The 16,097-nt window shown below is 62.3% G+C and carries 14 protein-coding genes and 5 tRNA genes; 5 read left to right on the forward strand and 14 right to left on the reverse strand.

Annotated elements, in window-relative coordinates; translation table 11 throughout:
• Positions 1-123: 123 nt before the first annotated feature.
• From ACGLWX_RS09170 to ACGLWX_RS09180, 3 genes are all read left to right on the forward strand, one after another.
• Positions 124-199, forward strand: a tRNA-Asn gene (locus ACGLWX_RS09170).
• Between the two features lie 49 nt (positions 200-248).
• Positions 249-324: transfer RNA gene (locus ACGLWX_RS09175), tRNA-Asn, on the forward strand.
• A gap of 29 nt (positions 325-353) precedes the next feature.
• Positions 354-429 (forward strand) — tRNA-Asn (locus ACGLWX_RS09180).
• 221 nt (positions 430-650) lie between these two features.
• Here the strand turns inward: ACGLWX_RS09180 and ACGLWX_RS09185 are convergent.
• The 4 genes from ACGLWX_RS09185 to ACGLWX_RS09200 form a co-directional block, all read right to left on the reverse strand.
• Positions 651-1,913 (reverse strand): AGE family epimerase/isomerase, encoded by a 1,263-nt coding sequence (locus ACGLWX_RS09185; RefSeq protein ID WP_396239137.1) that lies wholly within the window; start codon positions 1,911-1,913, stop codon positions 651-653.
• Positions 1,914-2,007: 94 nt separating this feature from the next.
• On the reverse strand, positions 2,008-2,871 hold the full coding sequence (locus ACGLWX_RS09190; protein ID WP_396239138.1) for an SDR family oxidoreductase: 864 nt from the start codon (positions 2,869-2,871) through the stop codon (positions 2,008-2,010).
• A gap of 56 nt (positions 2,872-2,927) precedes the next feature.
• Entirely contained in the window at positions 2,928-3,272 is a 345-nt protein-coding gene (locus ACGLWX_RS09195) for an EthD domain-containing protein (protein WP_396239140.1), read from the reverse strand.
• 11 nt (positions 3,273-3,283) lie between these two features.
• The gene (locus ACGLWX_RS09200; RefSeq protein ID WP_396239142.1) at positions 3,284-4,126 is read right to left on the reverse strand and encodes an antibiotic biosynthesis monooxygenase; all 843 of its coding nucleotides are present in this window, start codon (positions 4,124-4,126) and stop codon (positions 3,284-3,286) included.
• Between the two features lie 155 nt (positions 4,127-4,281).
• Here ACGLWX_RS09200 and ACGLWX_RS09205 point away from each other — a divergent pair, with 155 nt between their 5' ends.
• Positions 4,282-4,983: an IclR family transcriptional regulator gene (locus tag ACGLWX_RS09205; RefSeq protein WP_396239144.1), complete on the forward strand. Its 702-nt coding sequence runs from the start codon at positions 4,282-4,284 to the stop codon at positions 4,981-4,983.
• A 161-nt stretch (positions 4,984-5,144) separates the two neighbouring features.
• Here ACGLWX_RS09205 and ACGLWX_RS09210 read toward each other — a convergent pair whose 3' ends face one another.
• Positions 5,145-7,229: a carboxy terminal-processing peptidase gene (locus ACGLWX_RS09210; protein ID WP_252109142.1), complete on the reverse strand. Its 2,085-nt coding sequence runs from the start codon at positions 7,227-7,229 to the stop codon at positions 5,145-5,147.
• Positions 7,230-7,367: 138 nt separating this feature from the next.
• On the opposite strand from ACGLWX_RS09210, the gene ACGLWX_RS09215 reads away from it, so the two are divergent.
• Positions 7,368-8,690: a M18 family aminopeptidase gene (locus ACGLWX_RS09215; RefSeq protein ID WP_396239146.1), complete on the forward strand. Its 1,323-nt coding sequence runs from the start codon at positions 7,368-7,370 to the stop codon at positions 8,688-8,690.
• Positions 8,691-8,756: 66 nt separating this feature from the next.
• Here ACGLWX_RS09215 and ACGLWX_RS09220 read toward each other — a convergent pair.
• The 9 genes from ACGLWX_RS09220 to ACGLWX_RS09260 form a co-directional block, all read right to left on the reverse strand.
• Positions 8,757-8,833, reverse strand: a tRNA-Met gene (locus ACGLWX_RS09220).
• Positions 8,834-8,927: 94 nt separating this feature from the next.
• The gene (ychF, locus tag ACGLWX_RS09225) at positions 8,928-10,019 is read right to left on the reverse strand and encodes a redox-regulated ATPase YchF (protein WP_396239148.1); all 1,092 of its coding nucleotides are present in this window, start codon (positions 10,017-10,019) and stop codon (positions 8,928-8,930) included.
• Between the two features lie 57 nt (positions 10,020-10,076).
• Positions 10,077-10,658 carry an aminoacyl-tRNA hydrolase gene (gene pth, locus ACGLWX_RS09230; RefSeq protein ID WP_252109139.1) on the reverse strand — a complete coding sequence of 194 codons (582 nt, stop codon included), beginning with the start codon at positions 10,656-10,658 and terminating at the stop codon, positions 10,077-10,079.
• 135 nt (positions 10,659-10,793) lie between these two features.
• On the reverse strand, positions 10,794-11,432 hold the full coding sequence (locus ACGLWX_RS09235; protein WP_252109138.1) for a 50S ribosomal protein L25/general stress protein Ctc: 639 nt from the start codon (positions 11,430-11,432) through the stop codon (positions 10,794-10,796).
• Positions 11,433-11,546: 114 nt separating this feature from the next.
• Positions 11,547-12,488 carry a ribose-phosphate pyrophosphokinase gene (locus ACGLWX_RS09240; protein WP_252109137.1) on the reverse strand — a complete coding sequence of 314 codons (942 nt, stop codon included), beginning with the start codon at positions 12,486-12,488 and terminating at the stop codon, positions 11,547-11,549.
• Between the two features lie 56 nt (positions 12,489-12,544).
• Positions 12,545-12,619, reverse strand: a tRNA-Gln gene (locus ACGLWX_RS09245).
• Between the two features lie 30 nt (positions 12,620-12,649).
• Entirely contained in the window at positions 12,650-13,492 is an 843-nt protein-coding gene (ispE, locus tag ACGLWX_RS09250) for a 4-(cytidine 5'-diphospho)-2-C-methyl-D-erythritol kinase (RefSeq protein WP_396239442.1), read from the reverse strand.
• A 24-nt stretch (positions 13,493-13,516) separates the two neighbouring features.
• A complete protein-coding gene (gene lolB / locus ACGLWX_RS09255) occupies positions 13,517-14,170 on the reverse strand; it encodes a lipoprotein insertase outer membrane protein LolB (protein ID WP_396239150.1) in 654 nt (217 codons plus the stop codon).
• A gap of 66 nt (positions 14,171-14,236) precedes the next feature.
• The gene (locus ACGLWX_RS09260) at positions 14,237-16,015 is read right to left on the reverse strand and encodes a tetratricopeptide repeat protein (RefSeq protein WP_396239152.1); all 1,779 of its coding nucleotides are present in this window, start codon (positions 16,013-16,015) and stop codon (positions 14,237-14,239) included.
• Positions 16,016-16,097: the final 82 nt, after the last annotated feature.

Genomic DNA, 16,097 nt, shown 5'->3' on the forward strand with positions numbered 1-16,097 from the left:
GCGTGCCGGTGCGTTCAGAGTGGCGGTCATTATACGGATACAACAAACCAGCGGCTAGCGCTGTACAATCGATACTTGACCCAAGCGATTCCATGAGTATACTACGCACCGTGTTTGAGCAGTTCCTCGATAGCTCAGTTGGTAGAGCAAATGACTGTTAATCATTGGGTCACAGGTTCGAGTCCTGTTCGAGGAGCCAACATCTGGCTCGCCTCAAACGCCTTAGCAAAAGCGGTAGCATAGACAGTTCCTCGATAGCTCAGTTGGTAGAGCAAATGACTGTTAATCATTGGGTCACAGGTTCGAGTCCTGTTCGAGGAGCCAACCGCCGCTAAGCACCGATTTAAAGATGTTCCCCGATAGCTCAGTTGGTAGAGCAAATGACTGTTAATCATTGGGTCACAGGTTCGAGTCCTGTTCGGGGAGCCAGCAGACCTTCCTTATGAGTCCTCAGAAAGCCAAAACAGGGTTTAACACTCTGTAATTCGTGATTTTCCAGCCCTGATCATTGCTTCATGTTCTGCTATATGTCGATTGTCAGCGTCGAAGAGGACGTGGTGGATAGCACTGTTTGAAGGTGCTTGGAATACTGCCATGACACGATTCCGATGCGTCACTCCTTCCTTGCCCAACGCATCAATAGAATGAAATTACAGCGCGCCCTCGGCGATCGCCCGCGCCATGGTGGGGGCCAGCGGCAGGCGCGGCAGCAGGGTCGCCTGGAAGGCGTGGTAGAGATCCGGCTTGCCGCTCCAGAGCTGGTTCGAGGGGCGGTTGTGGTGGTCCAGCTCCTGCCACCAGCTGCCACGCTCGCGGTCGATCATGAAGCGCTCGATGTAGTCCCAGAAACAGCGATACCAGCGCTCATGGGTGCTGTCACCGGTGCGCGCGTGTAGCGCCGCGGCGGCACTGGCGGCCTCCGCCACCGGCCAGTGCAGCCGCTCGTGTACCAGCGGGTTGTTGTCCCAGTCGTGGGTGTAGATTAGCCCCGGTTCGCCGTCGACGCACCAGCCCAGTTCGGTGGCGCGCTGAAACAGTCCGCAGGCATCCTCCAAAAGCCAGCCCGGCGCGCTCTCGCCGTGGCGCAGCAAGCCGGCCTCGAGGTGCACAAGCAGCCGCGCCCACTCGAAGGCGTGCCCCGGCGTCGCGCCGTAGGGGCGGAACTGATCCTTCGGTCTATCGCTGTTGTAGTCGCGCCACTCGTGCCAATCACTGTCGAAATGCTCGACGATGCGGTAGTCGTTGGTGCGCGCGTGGCGGTGAATGAGCTTCTCGGCGATGGAGAGGGCGCGCTGTCGCCACAGCGGTTGATCGAGCACATCGGCGAGCTGCAGGAAGGCCTCGGTCGAGTGCATGTTGCTATTGCCGCCGCGATAAGCTTCGCCTTCGGACCAGTCGCGGGAGAAGCCCTCGCGCATCCCGCCTTCGTCCTCCGACCAGAAGCGCGCTTCGATCACCTTGAGCACGTCATCGAGTAGCCCTTTGGCATCAGTGTTGCCGGATTGCCACGCACTGGCAGCGGCGAGCGCCACGAAGGCGTGGATATAGGCCTGTTTGGATGGCGCCTCGCCCTCGCGGGGCAGTTCGCTGTACCACCCGCCATACTCGCTGTCCTGCAGTGCACCCTGCAGAGCCGCCACGCCGTGAGCGACCAGTGGTGCTGCGCCGGGCACGCCGCGCAGGGTCGCCAGCGCGTAGCAGTGGGTCATGCGGGCGGTAATCATGGTATCGGGACGGGCGTCGTCGGGCAGTCGACCGTCGTCGTCCAACGCCGCAAAGCCGCACTCCGGATGGCGCGAGGCGCGATAGAAGGTCAGCAGGCGCTGCCCCTCGACTTCGAGCCAGTCACGGTGCGAGCCACGTTGCAGCCAGCTGCCGCCGGGTGGCGTGGCGCCTGCAGTAATCTCTATCATGATGACAATCTCCGTTGCAAGAACGATGAGTCGTACAGGTCGCAGGCAGGGGGGGGCTGCGACCCGCCGAAGCGGTGTTGGCTGTTGAAAGGCGTCAGCCGTTGACGATCACGCCGCCGTTGAGATGCAGCGTCTGGCCGCTCATGAAAGAGGCATCCAGCGAGGCCAGAAAGACGTAGCAGGGGCCCAGCTCACAGGGCTGGCCGGCACGCCCCATCGGCGTCTCGGAGCCGAAATTCTCCAGCATCTGGGGGTCATGGGCGCCCAGCGTGGCCGGCTGTAACGGTGTCCATACCGGCCCCGGCGCGACCGCGTTGACGCGAATACCACGCCCCACCACCTGGTTGGAGAGCGAGCGGGTAAAGCTGACAATGGCGCCCTTGGTGGCGGTGTAGTCGACCAGAAAGTCGGGGCCGATGTAGGCGTTGACCGAGGTCGTGTTGATAATGGCATCGTATTCACCTAGATGCGGCAGCGCAGCCTTTGTCAGGTAAAACATGCCGTGCATGTTGGTGGCAAAGGTCTGCTCCCACTGTTCGTTGCTCAGTTCAGTGAGGTCATTGCTGACCTGCTGAGTGCCGGCGTTGTTGACCAGAATGTTGAGGCCGCCAAAGTGTTCGACGACGCGCTGGACCGATTCAGCGCAAAAGGTGGCGTCGCGAATGTCGCCGGCGATCAGCAGGCAGCGGCGCCCTTCGGCCTCCACCAGTCGTTGGGTCTCCCGGGCGTCATCATCTTCGCTCAGATACATCACCGCCACGTCGGCACCCTCACGGGCGAAGTGGATCGCTACCGAGCGACCGATACCGCTGTCGGCACCGGTAATCAGTGCGATCCTGTCTGTGAGTTTGCCGCTGCCGCGGTAGTCCGGGCGGATATGCATCGCCTGCGGCTGCATCGGGCCCTCTCGGCCGGGCAGTTGCTGTTGCTGGGCGTGAATGTCGGTTTTTCTGACCATGGGGCAACTCTTTTGCGGGTTCAGTAAGCAGCGTGGTGTAAAAGACGCTGGATGGATTACGAGGCGATGATTTCGGTCTGTTCACCGACCAGAATCAGAGTGTTGTCGTGATCGAGAAAGGTCTTCTCGTCTGGAAAGACCTGCTGTTGATAGGTGGGCGAGCCCATCACGGCCTGCATCCCTTCGGCACTGTCGAACCAGATCTCGGCGGTGCCGTCGTAGTCCGCCTGGGGGACCGGAAAGTCGCCCTCCGATGGATGGGTCTGGATATAGCGCAGCACATGCGTTGACGCCTCCGGAATGCTGCGAAACAGCGGCCCGTGGGTCTCGATGTGGTGGCGCACGAACTCGGCGTGGCTGATATCGGGGTTGCGTTTGAGCAGCATAGTCATCTTGATCATGGCGAAATACCTCAGGGGTGTGGGGTCCAGCGCAGGGTTTTGGCCTCGTCGGCGCCGCTAGGCGTGTTCGAATAGTCGATGCCGTCCGGGTAGCTCAGCAGTTCGACCAGCATGCCCCAGGGGACACGCCCGTAGACGCCGGCGTTATGGGGCCCGTCTTCGACCCCGGCCAGCGGGTGCGTCGGCGACAGCAGCTCGCCGCCGGCGGCTTCGAAACGTCGCGTGGCAGACTGAATGTCATCGACGTAGAGGCCGAAGTGAGTCAGGCCGATATCCTGCAGTCGCGGTGGCGCCTGCTGCTCGCCATCTTCCATCTGGAAGATTTCGAGACAGGGGCCGTTGCCAATGCGCATCAGGCGCATGTGCACGATGCGGGTGCCGGCGCTCAGGCCGAGCTCCTTCTCCGGGCCTTCGCCCGCCATGTCCTCGCCGTCGCGCGGTAAGACGTCGTAAACGCAACGGGCGCCGAAGGCGTCGGCAAAAAACAGCGACGCGGCCTCAACATCCGGCACGGTCAGGCCGATGTGATCAATGGCGCGAATGTCGGCAGGTGAATCGTCCGGCTCGCCGAGTGGCGCAAGCTCGGTCACACTGGAGCCGCCGCCTTCGGCAAGCGACTCGAGCGCCGCATTGAACTGCTGCGTATGCGGCATGGCCAGATGGCGCTGGAAGGCGTCGTCGTCGCGGTACTCTTCGATGATGACAAAACCCGAGGCGTCGCTGGTCTCGTGGGTTTCGAAGCGGATATTGCCGGCCTCCCGGCGTACCCGGCGGGTCAGCGCGTCGATCTGATTGCGAACGGCTAGGAGCTGGCCCTTGGCAGGCGTGATGTGCGCCATCATGCAAATTGTCATACTAAGTTCTCCTCGGCGACCAGTGCCTAGCGTACCAAATGAAAAAAGTAATGTTCGCCGAAGCGAGTCTTCTTAAATTTAGTATCTAGGGATTTATTTTCAAATTAATTTTTGATATTCATTATTGATGAATTTTAATAGGAGGCTGACGTCTCATGGTCCAGTCGGTCGAACGTGCTCTCAACATTCTGGAATGCATGGCCAATGCCGGTGGCGCACTACGCCTACAGCAGATCGCTGAAGCGGCGGAACTCAAGACCACCACGACTCATAACCTTCTAAAGACGCTTGGGACGCTGGGCTATGTGCGACGTCGGCCACACGATACTCGCTATTACTTGGGTGATCGTATTCTCAATATCGCGCGTATCGCCGGAGACGACAGTGGCTTGCGCCGGGAGCTGCGTCCGCGGCTCGAGGAAATGGCCGCCGCCAGTGGCGAGACGGTATTTCTGGCCGTGCCTTCCGGTGATGAGGTGTTCTTTCTCGACGCCATCGAAAGTAAAGAGACGCTGCGTGCATCCAGTCAGCAAGGGGAGCGTGCGCCGATGGCCGGTTCGGCCATCGGTCTTCTGTTTCTTGCGTTCATGCCATCGCTGAGACGACAACTGCTATCGCTGCATGCGAATCACATGGGGCCTAGCATTGTTGACGAAGTCGACCGTATCGCTAAACGGGGTTACGCCCTCGACGAGGAGAGCTATCAACGGGGGCTAAGTTGCGTCGCCGTGCCGTGGATAGAGGAGGGCGAAGTACGAGCGGGCTTTGGATTGAGTGGCCCAAGCGTGAGACTGCCTAAAGAAAGGTTGGAAACACTGGCTGGAGTAATGCGTCGATTGACGAGCAACGATGGGTGATATCCGTCAGTTTGGGGAGGAAATGGCCGCGTGAGGCGCTTCGTACTGCCCCGTCTCTCGCGTCAGATTCGTGACCTATGCACGTGGCCATGTGTGTGTGACGACATGCTGCCTCGCATAAAAAGCCGCGCACCCCAAGGTACGCGGCACAGAAGGAGCGTTTAGCGCTGAGCCATGCGCTGGGCGTTTTTCATGTGGGTGTAGTCGAGCATGATCTCGGCGGCTTCGAGCACGTGGGCGCGGTCCACCGGCATCTCTTCATCCTCTTCCTCGGATTCGTCGATTGGCTCACCGCTGACGTTGTCCATGCGGGCGTCGAGCCACTCGTCGAGCTCCGGCATGCCCAGCGCCCGACGGCGCTGGTTCTCGAGCGAGAGCTGCTCGGCTTCCTGGGCTTCCAGCTCGCGCTGGCGCTGCTCGCGGTTCAGGCTCACGGTGGTGTGCTGTTCGCGCAGCTGGCGGGCCAGCGTCGATTGGCGCTCCAGGTAGCGGAAGTTCGGATTCTCGGCAGCACGCTGCTGATGGCGCGTGGTCAGCGCGGGAATGAAGTCTTCCGGGTTGCCGTAGCGGCGGTACTGCACGTTTTGCACCGTGTCCCAGGCCAGGGCGTTATCGAGACTGCTTTCGCCGATGCGCTCCGGGTCGATCAGGCTGGGGAAGGTGATGTCCGGCTCGACGCCGCGATTTTGCGTGCTCTCGCCGGAAATGCGGTAGAACTTGGCGCGGGTGAGCTTGATCTGGCCGTGGCTCAGCTCGTTGAGCGTCTGCACGGTGCCCTTGCCGAAGGTATCGGCACCGACCACCAGGCCGCGGCCGTAGTCCTGGATCGCGCCGGCGAAGATTTCCGAGGCGGAGGCCGAGAGGCGGTTGGTCAGCACGGTGAGCGGGCCGTCATAGAGCGTGCCGGCGTCAGTGTCGCCGTAGAGCTGAATGCGCCCCTGAGCGTCGCGCACCTGCACGGTCGGGCCGCGGTCGATGAAGAGCCCGATCAGCGAGTTGGCTTCCTGCAGCGCGCCGCCGCCGTTGTTGCGCAGATCCAGCACGATCCCTTCGACGTTTTCCGCTTTCAGCGCTTCTATTTCACTGGCGACGTCGCGCGTGGTGCTGCGATACTCCTCCTCGCCGGCCTGCCATGCGTCGAAGTCGACGTAGAAGGTGGGCACGTCGATCACGCCGATCTTGTGCGGCTCGCCGTCGCGCTCGACCTCGATCACTTCGCTTTGCGCCGCCTGATCTTCAAGGCTGACCGTGTCGCGGGTGATTTCGACGATGTGCGAGCGGGTCATGTCGACCGCCTGGGCCGGCACTACGTCCAGGCGCACCGTTGAGCCTTTCGGCCCGCGGATCAGATCGACCACGTTGTCCAGGCGCATGCCGACCACATTGACCATTTCACCTTCGTCCTGACCCACGGCGACGATACGGTCGGCGGGCTCCAGCACGCCGGCGCGCTCGGCGGGGCCGCCGGGCACCAGGCTTGCGACCTTGACGTACTCGCCGTCGGCCTGCAACAGCGCGCCGATGCCTTCGAGCGAGAGGCTCATCTGAATGTCGAAGGATTCGCTCTGACGCGGCGAGAGATAGCCGGTGTGCGGGTCGATGGTGCTGGAAATCGCCGCCATCAGGATGCCGAACACATCCTCGGATTCGGTCTGCTCGAGGCGAGTGAGTTGGCCTTCATAGCGCTGGCGCAGAGTCTCTTCGATCTGTTCCTCGTCCTGGTCGGCCAGTGATAGAGTCAGCGCGTCGTTTTCCAGGCGCTTACGCCAAAGCTCGTCGAGCTCGCTTTCCCGGCTCACCCAGGGCGCTTCCTCACGGTCGACTTCCAGGCGCTCATCACTTTGAAACTCGAATGAGAGGCCTTCGTCGAGACGCGAGATAAGCCATTCGAGGCGGTCGGTGTGGCGCTCGTTGAGGCGATTATAAAGCTCGAAGGCCTCGTCGAGATCGCCTTCGAACAGCACCTGATCCATGTCCTCTTCCAAGTGGCGGTAGGGCTCGATATCGCGTCTGAGAAGGTAGCTTCGCTGGTTGTCCAGAATATCCAGATAGCGCTGGAAGGCCTCCTGAGACCACTGCGCGTCGAAGTCGATATTGGCGTAGTGGCCGTAGCGCAGCGCGTCCCCAATCTCCACTGCCGCTTGGCGCTGCTCGTCGGTCGGCGCGAGTTGCGCAAGCGCCGGGCTGGCCGCGGCCAGCATCACGGCAACGGCGGCCGAGCGCGTAAGCGTTACAAACAAGCTCATCAGTCAGGCTCTCCCGGAATTTATAGTCACTCGTGTCCTCTGGACATTCAGCAAGCCCATGAGTTGCGCAGGCCAAGAGCATTGTAGCAGGTCATTTACTCTGTGATACTCACTGATTTTCTGATAGAGGGCATTGATTTGACCGCGCTCGACACTTCTTTTGACTCGCCGCGTTTGGCGCGGCTGTGCGATTTTCTGGCGGGCTCGCCCACGCCCTGGCACGCGACCCGCTCGATGGCTCGCCGGCTGGAGGAAAACGGCTTCATCCGCCTGGACGAGCGAGCCGACTGGGCGCTCGAGGCAGGCAAGCGTTACGTCGTGACCCGTAACGACTCCTCGATCATCGCCTTTACGCTTCCCCCCGGCGATAAAGTCGGCCTCGAGAACCTTCGCATGATCGGCGCGCACACCGACAGTCCCGGGCTGAGGTTGAAGCCAGAGGCGACCCAGCGCTCGGCGGGCTGGCTACAGCTTGGCGTGCAGGTCTACGGCGGCGTGCTGCTCGCGCCCTGGTTCGACCGTGACCTTGGCCTGGCCGGGCGGGTGCATCTTCGCCACGCCGATGGCCGGCTCGAAAGCGTGCTGCTCAACGTGGCGGACCCGGTGGCCATGATCCCGAGCCTGGCGATCCACTTGGATCGTGACGTCAACGCCGGCCGGGCGATCAACCCGCAGACCCAGATGGCGCCCATCCTGATGCAAAGCGGCGACGCCACGCTCGACTCGCTATTGGAGGGCTGGCTTGCCAAGGAGCACGGCCTGGAAGAGGTCGAGATCGTCGATTTCGAGCTCGGCTTTTACGATCTGCAGCCGCCGTCGCTGGCCGGGGTAGGGCGCGAGCTCGTGGCAAGCGCCCGGCTCGATAACCTGCTCTCCTGCTTCATCGGGCTGGAGGCGCTTTTGGAATGCGATGGTGAGCAGGGCGCGCTGCTGGTTGCCAACGACCACGAGGAAGTGGGCAGTGCCAGCGCCTGTGGCGCTCAGGGGCCGTTTTTGGGCGACGTGCTCAAACGCATCAACGCCCAGGTCGGGAAGGGCGGAGAGGAAGCGCTGATTCAGCTGATTCAGTCCTCCGTGATGATCTCCTGCGACAACGCCCACGCGCTGCACCCCAATTTTCGCGACAAACACGACGAGCGCCATGGCCCGGCCATCAACGGCGGCCCGGTGATCAAGGTCAACGCCAGCCAGCGCTACGCGACCAACAGCGTGACCGGGGCGCTGTTTCGTGACGTGTGCCGCGAGGCGGACGTGCCGGTGCAGTCTTTCGTTACCCGTGCCGATATGGGCTGCGGTAGCACCATCGGCCCGATCACGGCCACCGAAATCGGCGTGCCGACCATCGACGTGGGCGTGCCTCAGTGGGCGATGCACTCGATTCGCGAAACCGCCGGCACCCGGGACGTCGAGCACCTGACGCGGGCGCTGGTGGCGTTTTTGAACCGTCCGACGCTTTATTGAGGCCCGCACGTTTCATAGGCGCACAAAAAACCCGCTAACCGAAGTTAGCGGGTTTTTTTTTGAAGCTGGTGGCTACACCCTGATTTGAACAGGGGACCCCATCATTATGAGTGATGTGCTCTAACCAGCTGAGCTATGTAGCCGTTCAACGGGGGCGAATATTACAAAGCCCGCCGCCGCCCGTCAAGTATTTCCTTGTTCGGCGGCGGGTTTGTCCGCCGCTGAGTACGCCGGGCGTTAAACGTTGAAACGGAAGTGGATCACGTCGCCATCCTTGACGATGTACTCCTTGCCTTCCAGGCGCCACTTGCCCGCATCCTTCGCGCCCTGTTCGCCGCCAAGCGACACGAAGTCGTCATAGGCGATGACTTCGGCGCGGATGAAGCCTTTTTGGAAATCGGTGTGGATGACGCCGGCGCCTTCCGGCGCGGTCGCGCCCTGCTTGACGGTCCAGGCGCGCACTTCCTTCACCCCGGCGGTGAAGTAGGTCTGCAGGCCCAAAAGGGCGTAGCCCGCGCGAATCACGCGATCGAGGCCCGGCTCTTCCATGCCCATCTCTTCGAGAAAGACGCTGCGCTCTTCGTCGTCGAGCTCGGCGATTTCGGCTTCGAGCTGGTTGCACACAGGCACCACCACCGCGCCTTCCTCTTCGGCAATTTGATGGACGATATCGAGATACGGGTTGTTCTCGAAGCCATCCTCGTTGACGTTGGCGATGTACATCGTCGGCTTCAGGGTCAAAAAGCCGAAGCTTTTCACCTGATGCTTTTCGTCATCGCTTAGCCCGAAGCTTCGAAGCGGCATGCCCTCGGCCAGGTGCGGCTGGATCCTGTCCAGAATCGCCTTGGTGGCCGTGGCATCCTTGTCGCCACCCTTGACCGAGCGTACCAGCCGCTGGCTCGCTTTCTCGACGGTGTCGAGATCGGCGAGCGCCAGTTCCAGGTTGATGGTTTCGATATCCGCGCGTGGGTCGACCTGGTTGGCCACGTGGATCACGTTGTCGTTATCGAAGCAGCGCACCACGTGGGCAATCGCCTGGGTTTCGCGAATGTTGGCCAAAAACTTGTTGCCCAGGCCCTCGCCCTTGGAGGCGCCGGCCACCAGGCCCGCGATGTCCACGAACTCCATGGTCGTGGGCAGCACCTTTTGGGGTTTGACGATCTCGGCGAGCTTGTCGAGGCGCGGGTCCGGCATCGGCACGATGCCGACGTTGGGCTCGATGGTACAAAACGGAAAGTTCTCCGCGTCGATGCCGGATTTGGTGAGCGCGTTGAAGAGCGTGGATTTGCCTACGTTGGGTAGGCCAACGATACCGCAGTTAAAACCCATGGGAATGTCCTGACCGGGGCGCGCTTGAAAAAGCCGCCTTGAAATGGAAACGTCTGGCTATTTTACGCTATGGAGCTGGTTCATGGCTTTCGCCCAGTCGCCGTTGAGCGCCAAAGGGAGCGTCGTCTCGCACGCCTCGATGGCGTGGTCGATCGCTTCCTGCTCGCTTTTGCCCGGGCGGTTCAACACGTAGTGAACCACCTGGCGCGCCTCGCCTGGGTGGCCGATACCGATGCGCAGTCGGTGAAAGGCGTTTTGGTTGCCGAGGGCGCTGATGATGTCGCGAAGGCCGTTGTGGCCGCCGTGGCCACCGCCGGTCTTGAAGCGCGCTTGGCCCGGGGGCAGGTCGAGCTCGTCGTGCACTACCAGCAGATTGTCCGGGGCGAGTTTGAAAAACTGGCACAGCGCGGCGACGGCGCCACCGCTTCGGTTCATGAAGGTGGTGGGGTTCAAAAGGTGCAACTCATGGCCATCGATGTGCGCCTTGGCGTAGCGCCCGAGGAACTTCTTTTCCGGGCGAAGCTCGGTATGGGCGCGTCGCGCCAGCGCGTCCACCAGCCAGAACCCGGCGTTGTGGCGCGTCGCGTCGTACTCGGGGCCGGGATTACCAAGCCCAATGATCGCCGTTACCTGGCTCATGTTCCCACCTCCAACGTTCAAAAATATCTCGGCCGCTGGCCCGACAAAAAAAATCAAGCGCCGAAGCGCTTGATTTTAGCATTCATGGGCCATGCGGGCATGGCCCAATCTGCAAGGGGATAAAGAGGGCTGCGCTTACTCGGCGCTGCCTTCTTCGCCTTCACCCGCTTCGCCTTCGTCCTCTTCAACACGATCCTTGATCGCGGTAATGTTGAGGATGGCGTTGTCGTGCTCTTCGCCGTGGGCGAGATCCACGGAAGAAACGCCGGCCGGCAGTTTCAGGTCGGACAGGTGCAGGGTAGTACCCAGCTCGACGCTTGAGATGTCGACTTCCAGGTAGTCCGGCAGGTCTTTCGGCAAGCAGCTGATCGCTACTTCGTTGTTCAGCACGTGCAACTCGCCGCCCTGGTCCTTGATGCCAACACACTTCTCTTCGCCCACGACGTGCAGCGGCACGTTCATGGTGATTTCGTGGGTGGCGTCAACGCGCATGAAGTCGGCGTGCGTCAGCAGCGGCTTGTAGGGGTGACGCTGCAGATCACGAACGACGACCTGCTCCTGCTTGCCTTCGACGTCCAGCGTGATGACCGAGGAGAAGAAGGACTCGTCTTCGATCGCCTTGTAGAAGGCGGTCTTTTCGACGGCGATGGAGACGGGCGCTGTTTCACCACCGTAAATCACGGCAGGAACCTGCTGGTTCGCACGACGCAGGCGGCGGCTCGCACCTTTCCCCAGGTCGTTACGAACGTCGGCTTTCAAAGTAAAATCGGACATGTTGGTGCCTCTTGGTTTAAGTAAGAAAACCCCGCCGACCGCGACCAGTCGACGACGCTTTCAGGGCCCCGAGGGGGCTATAACGTCAGGCATTATCCACGCTCGCGTGAGCGGCTAGTGGAACATTGCGCTGACGGATTCTTCGTTGCTGACCCGGCGGATCGCTTCCGCAATCAGGCCGGCAACGCTCAACTGGCGAATTTTACCGCTGCGACGCGCATGGTCGGCAAGCGGAATAGTGTCGGCCACGACCACTTCATCCAGTACGGAGCTTGTGATGTTGTCGATGGCGGGGCCAGACAAGATCGGGTGTGTTGCGTAGGCCACCACGCGCGCGGCGCCGTGGTCCTTGAGCGCTTCGCCGGCCTTGCACAGCGTACCGGCGGTATCGATCATATCGTCGACCACCACGCACGTGCGGCCTTCGATCTCACCGATGATGTGCATCACCTGGGCCTGGTTGGCCTGGGGGCGACGCTTGTCGATGATGGCGAGATCGGCGTTGAGCTGTTTGGCGATGGCGCGCGCGCGCACCACGCCGCCGACGTCCGGCGAGACCACGACCAGATCGTCGTAGTTCTGGCGCTCGATGTCGTCGAGCAGAATCGGCGAGCCGTAGACGTTGTCCACCGGCACGTCGAAAAAGCCCTGAATCTGATCGGCGTGCAAATCCATGGTCATCACGCGGTCGACGCCGGCCTTGACCATCATGTCAGCCACGACCTTGGCCGAGATGGGTACGCGGGCGGAGCGCACGCGACGATCCTGGCGCGCGTAGCCGAAGTAGGGCAGCACCGCAGTGATGCGGGTGGCCGAGGCGCGACGCAGGGCGTCAACCATCAGGATCAGCTCCATCAGGTTGTCGTTGGTCGGGGCACAGGTGGACTGAAGAATGAAGACATCCTTGCCACGCACGTTCTCATTGATCTCGACTGCGATCTCGCCGTCGCTGAACTGGCCCACCGTGGCGTTGCCCATCCGGCTGTCCAGGCTCTCAGCCACTTTACGAGCGAGTTCGGGATTGGCGTTCCCGGTGAAAACCATCAATTTTGACACGTGCAGCCACCTTTGCAGCGTTGGGGATCAGGGGAGAAAACGTTGGATCATCAGGTTGGCTGGGGTACCAGGATTCGAACCTGGGAATGCCGATACCAAAAACCGGTGCCTTACCACTTGGCGATACCCCAGCAATAACCCAATGTGATGACCGGGCGCTTTCAGCGTCCCAGCGCATCGTGTAGAGGAGAGGTGTTGAGCCCGCGCGCCACCCAAGCCTGATAGCGTTGGCCCGCCTGTTCGGCGACGGCGTTTGCAGCGCGTTGGGTTTCAAACGCGGCAAACAGACACGCGCCGGTGCCGGTTACGCGGCTGGGTGCAAACTGCTCGAGCCACTCGAGCGCACAAGCGATCGGCGGATAGCGTTTTTTGACCGTTGCTTCACAGTCGTTACGCCACGTGGCCGCTCCCCCCTGCAGTGCGCGCGCCATAGTAATGGGGCGGCTTGCGCGTGTCAATTCCGGGTCCTGGAAGATGGCCGGGGTCGACACGCTCACACCCGGGTGGATCACCACGAACCAGGGCGTATCGAGGGTGACCGGGGTGAGTACCTCGCCCACACCCTCGGCCCAGGCGCTGTGGCCATGAACGAATACCGGTACATCGGCGCCGAGCGAAAGCCCGATGTCCGCCAGCGCTTCAAGCGAAAGCCCGAGTTCCCACAGCCGGTTGAGCCCGATTAGTACCGTGGCGGCGTTGGAGCTTCCGCCGCCCAGGCCCCCGCCCATGGGCAGGCGCTTGTCGATGGCCAGGCTCACGCCCTGGTTCGCGTCACGGCGGTAGGGCAGCAGGGTGCGCGCGGCGCGCACCATCAGGTTGTCGTCAAAGCTCACGCCGTTGACATCGTTTTCGAGCGCGATCTCGCCGTCGGCTCGTGGCGAGAGCGTGATCGTGTCTTGCAGGTCGATGAACTGAAAAAGCGTCTGCAGCGTGTGGTAGCCATCTTCACGACGGCCGGTAATGTGCAGCATGCGGTTGAGCTTCGCCGGTGCCGGAAGTTTCATGGCAGAAGTCGTGCCTGTCACCGCTTACTCCTGATCGTCGCGCGGGCGCCACTGGTTCACCACCAGGGTGATGCGCACGTCGTCATAGTTCATGACCAAACGCCGCGGCAGCCACATCTCTTCGACCTCTTCCCAGTCGCGATAGTCGATCTCCCAGCCATCCTGCTCCAAATGGCGCGGAAAGCCGAGCTCGTCGGTTTCGAGCTGGTAGTCGGAGTCATCGCCCGGAAGGCCTCGTACCCAGTCGGGCATGGCGCGCACCGGCAGCGACCAGCCAAGCTGCTCCTCCATCAGCGCTTCCGGCGTTTCTGCCTCGAAACGGCCTTCGCCGGTGGTCAGCGAGAAGCGGCCCTCGCGGCCTTCCAGCACGCTGCGCCCGCCGCCGAAGGGGCCGCTGATCAGCATGCGAAAGTAAAAAGGCGTCTGGTTCCAGTCCAGGTTGGCGCTGGTGTTCTCGTCCGGGGTTCGAAGACCGGCTTTACCGATCAGCGTCCAGCTATCGAACGCTTCTACCTCGGCCTGCTGACGCTCCCACTGGCCCTCTTGCCGGCCGCTTTCGTCCATCGGCGCCTGGGTAGCGCACCCGGCCAGCGCCAACAGCGCCGCGCCGGTAAGAAAGGCTTTTGCCGGGCGGGCCCAGGCGCTGAAAGACGGGGCGTTCGAGTAAGCGGTCAGCATGGTGAAACTCCGTGTCGGTGATGCATTCTGATTCATTCAGAATAAAAGGGGTTTAAAGAGCGTGTTTCAAGGCGTGCTCAGGGTCGGGCGACGGCGCAGCAGCTCGTCGAGTGCCGGGGTGTCGCCGAGGCCGGTTTGAAAGCGGCGAACGATGGCGCGCGCCTCGTCGCTTCGGCCAAGTGCGTCGAGTACCTCGGCAAGATGCGCGGCGACCTCCTGATCCGGTAGTTGGGTAAACGCGGTTTCAAGCCAGGAGAGCGCCTCTTCGGCCTCGCCCTGTTTGAACAGCACCCAGCCCATGCTGTCCAGCACTGCCGGGTTGTCCGGCTCGAGTTCATAGGCGCGCTCGATGAGCGTTCGCGCCTCGTCAAGCCGCTCGCCGGAGTAGGTGTCGGCCAGCGTGTAGCCCAGCGCGTTGAGCGCGTTGGCGTTATCCGGCTCGCTTCGTATGATCTGGCGCAGATCGCGCTCCATGGTCGCGAGATCACCGCGCTCGAAGGCGCGCATGGCACGCAGGTAGCGAAGGCCGGTGTCGGCGGGGGTGCGGGCGAGCTCGCGGTCGAGCAGGGCGTCGGCTTCGCCGGCGAGATTTTCGCCGTCGAGCAACTGCACTTCTAGCAGTACCAGATCGCTGAAGTAGGCGTCATAGCGCATCCGCTCGATGCGTAAAAAGGCGCGCGCATCCAACAGCCGATCCTCTTCGATCAACATCTGCGCGGCAGCGGCGCGGGCGGGCAGGAATTCGCTGCCCTCGCGCACCTGACGGTAGTAAATCAAGGCGTTATCGATGTCACCTTCGGACTGGGCGATCGCGCCCAAAAGAAAGTAGGCCAGATCCGGAACGTTCTCTTCGCCGATCATCGGCTGCAGCAGGCGGTAGGCGGGGTCCGGGTGGCCCTCTTCCAGATAGAGCTGGGCCAGCGCCACGCGCAGATCCGGCCCGCCGCCGTGGCGCTCGAGCAGCGCGTCGGTCTGCTGCTGGGCCTGGGTGAGGTTGTTGAGACGAATATTGGCCTGGGCGAGCATGAGCACGAAACGCACATCGTCCGGCGCCAGTTCGAGGCCGCGGCGCGCGGCGCGGCGCGCGCCCTGATGATCGCCGGTTTCCAGCGCCAGCCGGGCGCGGGCGAGCCATAGCGCTTCAATATCCGGGGCCTGGCTTGCGACCTCGTCGAGGCGCGCCTGGGCCTGGGCGGTGTTGCCGAGTGCGGCTTCGATCAGCGCGGTGCCCAGCAGCACGTCAATTTGGCTCTCCTGCTCGTCACCCAGCGGCGCGATTCTGGCGCTTTCGTCGAGAAAGTCACGCAGCGGACGGATCAACAGGCCGAGCGGGGCGTTTTCCGCCACCGCCAGCTCGGCGAAGGCGGCGATTTCGCCGTTGCCGCCGGCGGAGACGATCGCCAGGCGCTGCTCGAGGCTATCGAGCCAGTCGCCGCGCGAGAGTGACAGCGTGGCCAAAAACTGGTTGGGCCCCTGGGCGGTAGGCGCAAGCTCGCGCCAGCGCAGCGCCGAGGTTTCCATGAGCGCGGTGTCGTTGCCAAAACGGGCGGCGAAGGTGGCGCGCTCGGCAAGTGCTGCCACCGGGTAGCGGCGTGACGCGGCCAGGTACCCTTGGCTCGCGCGGCTGAAATCGCCGCGCTGGCCGGCCATCTCCGCGGTCAAAAGCGTGCGCAGCCCCTCGGCGTCGAGCCCGCGCGTGATCGGCGGCGCCGAGGCCATGGGATCATCGATGAAAGCGGGCAGCCCGTTCATTGAGCTCGAAGGCGTCGCCTGACAGCCGCTTAACAACAGCGTGAGCGCCAGAGGCCAGCGGGGTAACCCCGTTAATGTCGCGCGAAAGGGCATGCGTATCTCAATCAGGTGGCCGAATTGTCAGCATAGCGGCTTGCGCGGCTGCGGCAAAGTGGTGGCGCCAGAACCGGGTGGT

Origin of the sequence: Halomonas sp. HMF6819 (assembly GCF_044335525.1) — a bacterium.
Classification (GTDB): domain Bacteria; phylum Pseudomonadota; class Gammaproteobacteria; order Pseudomonadales; family Halomonadaceae; genus Vreelandella.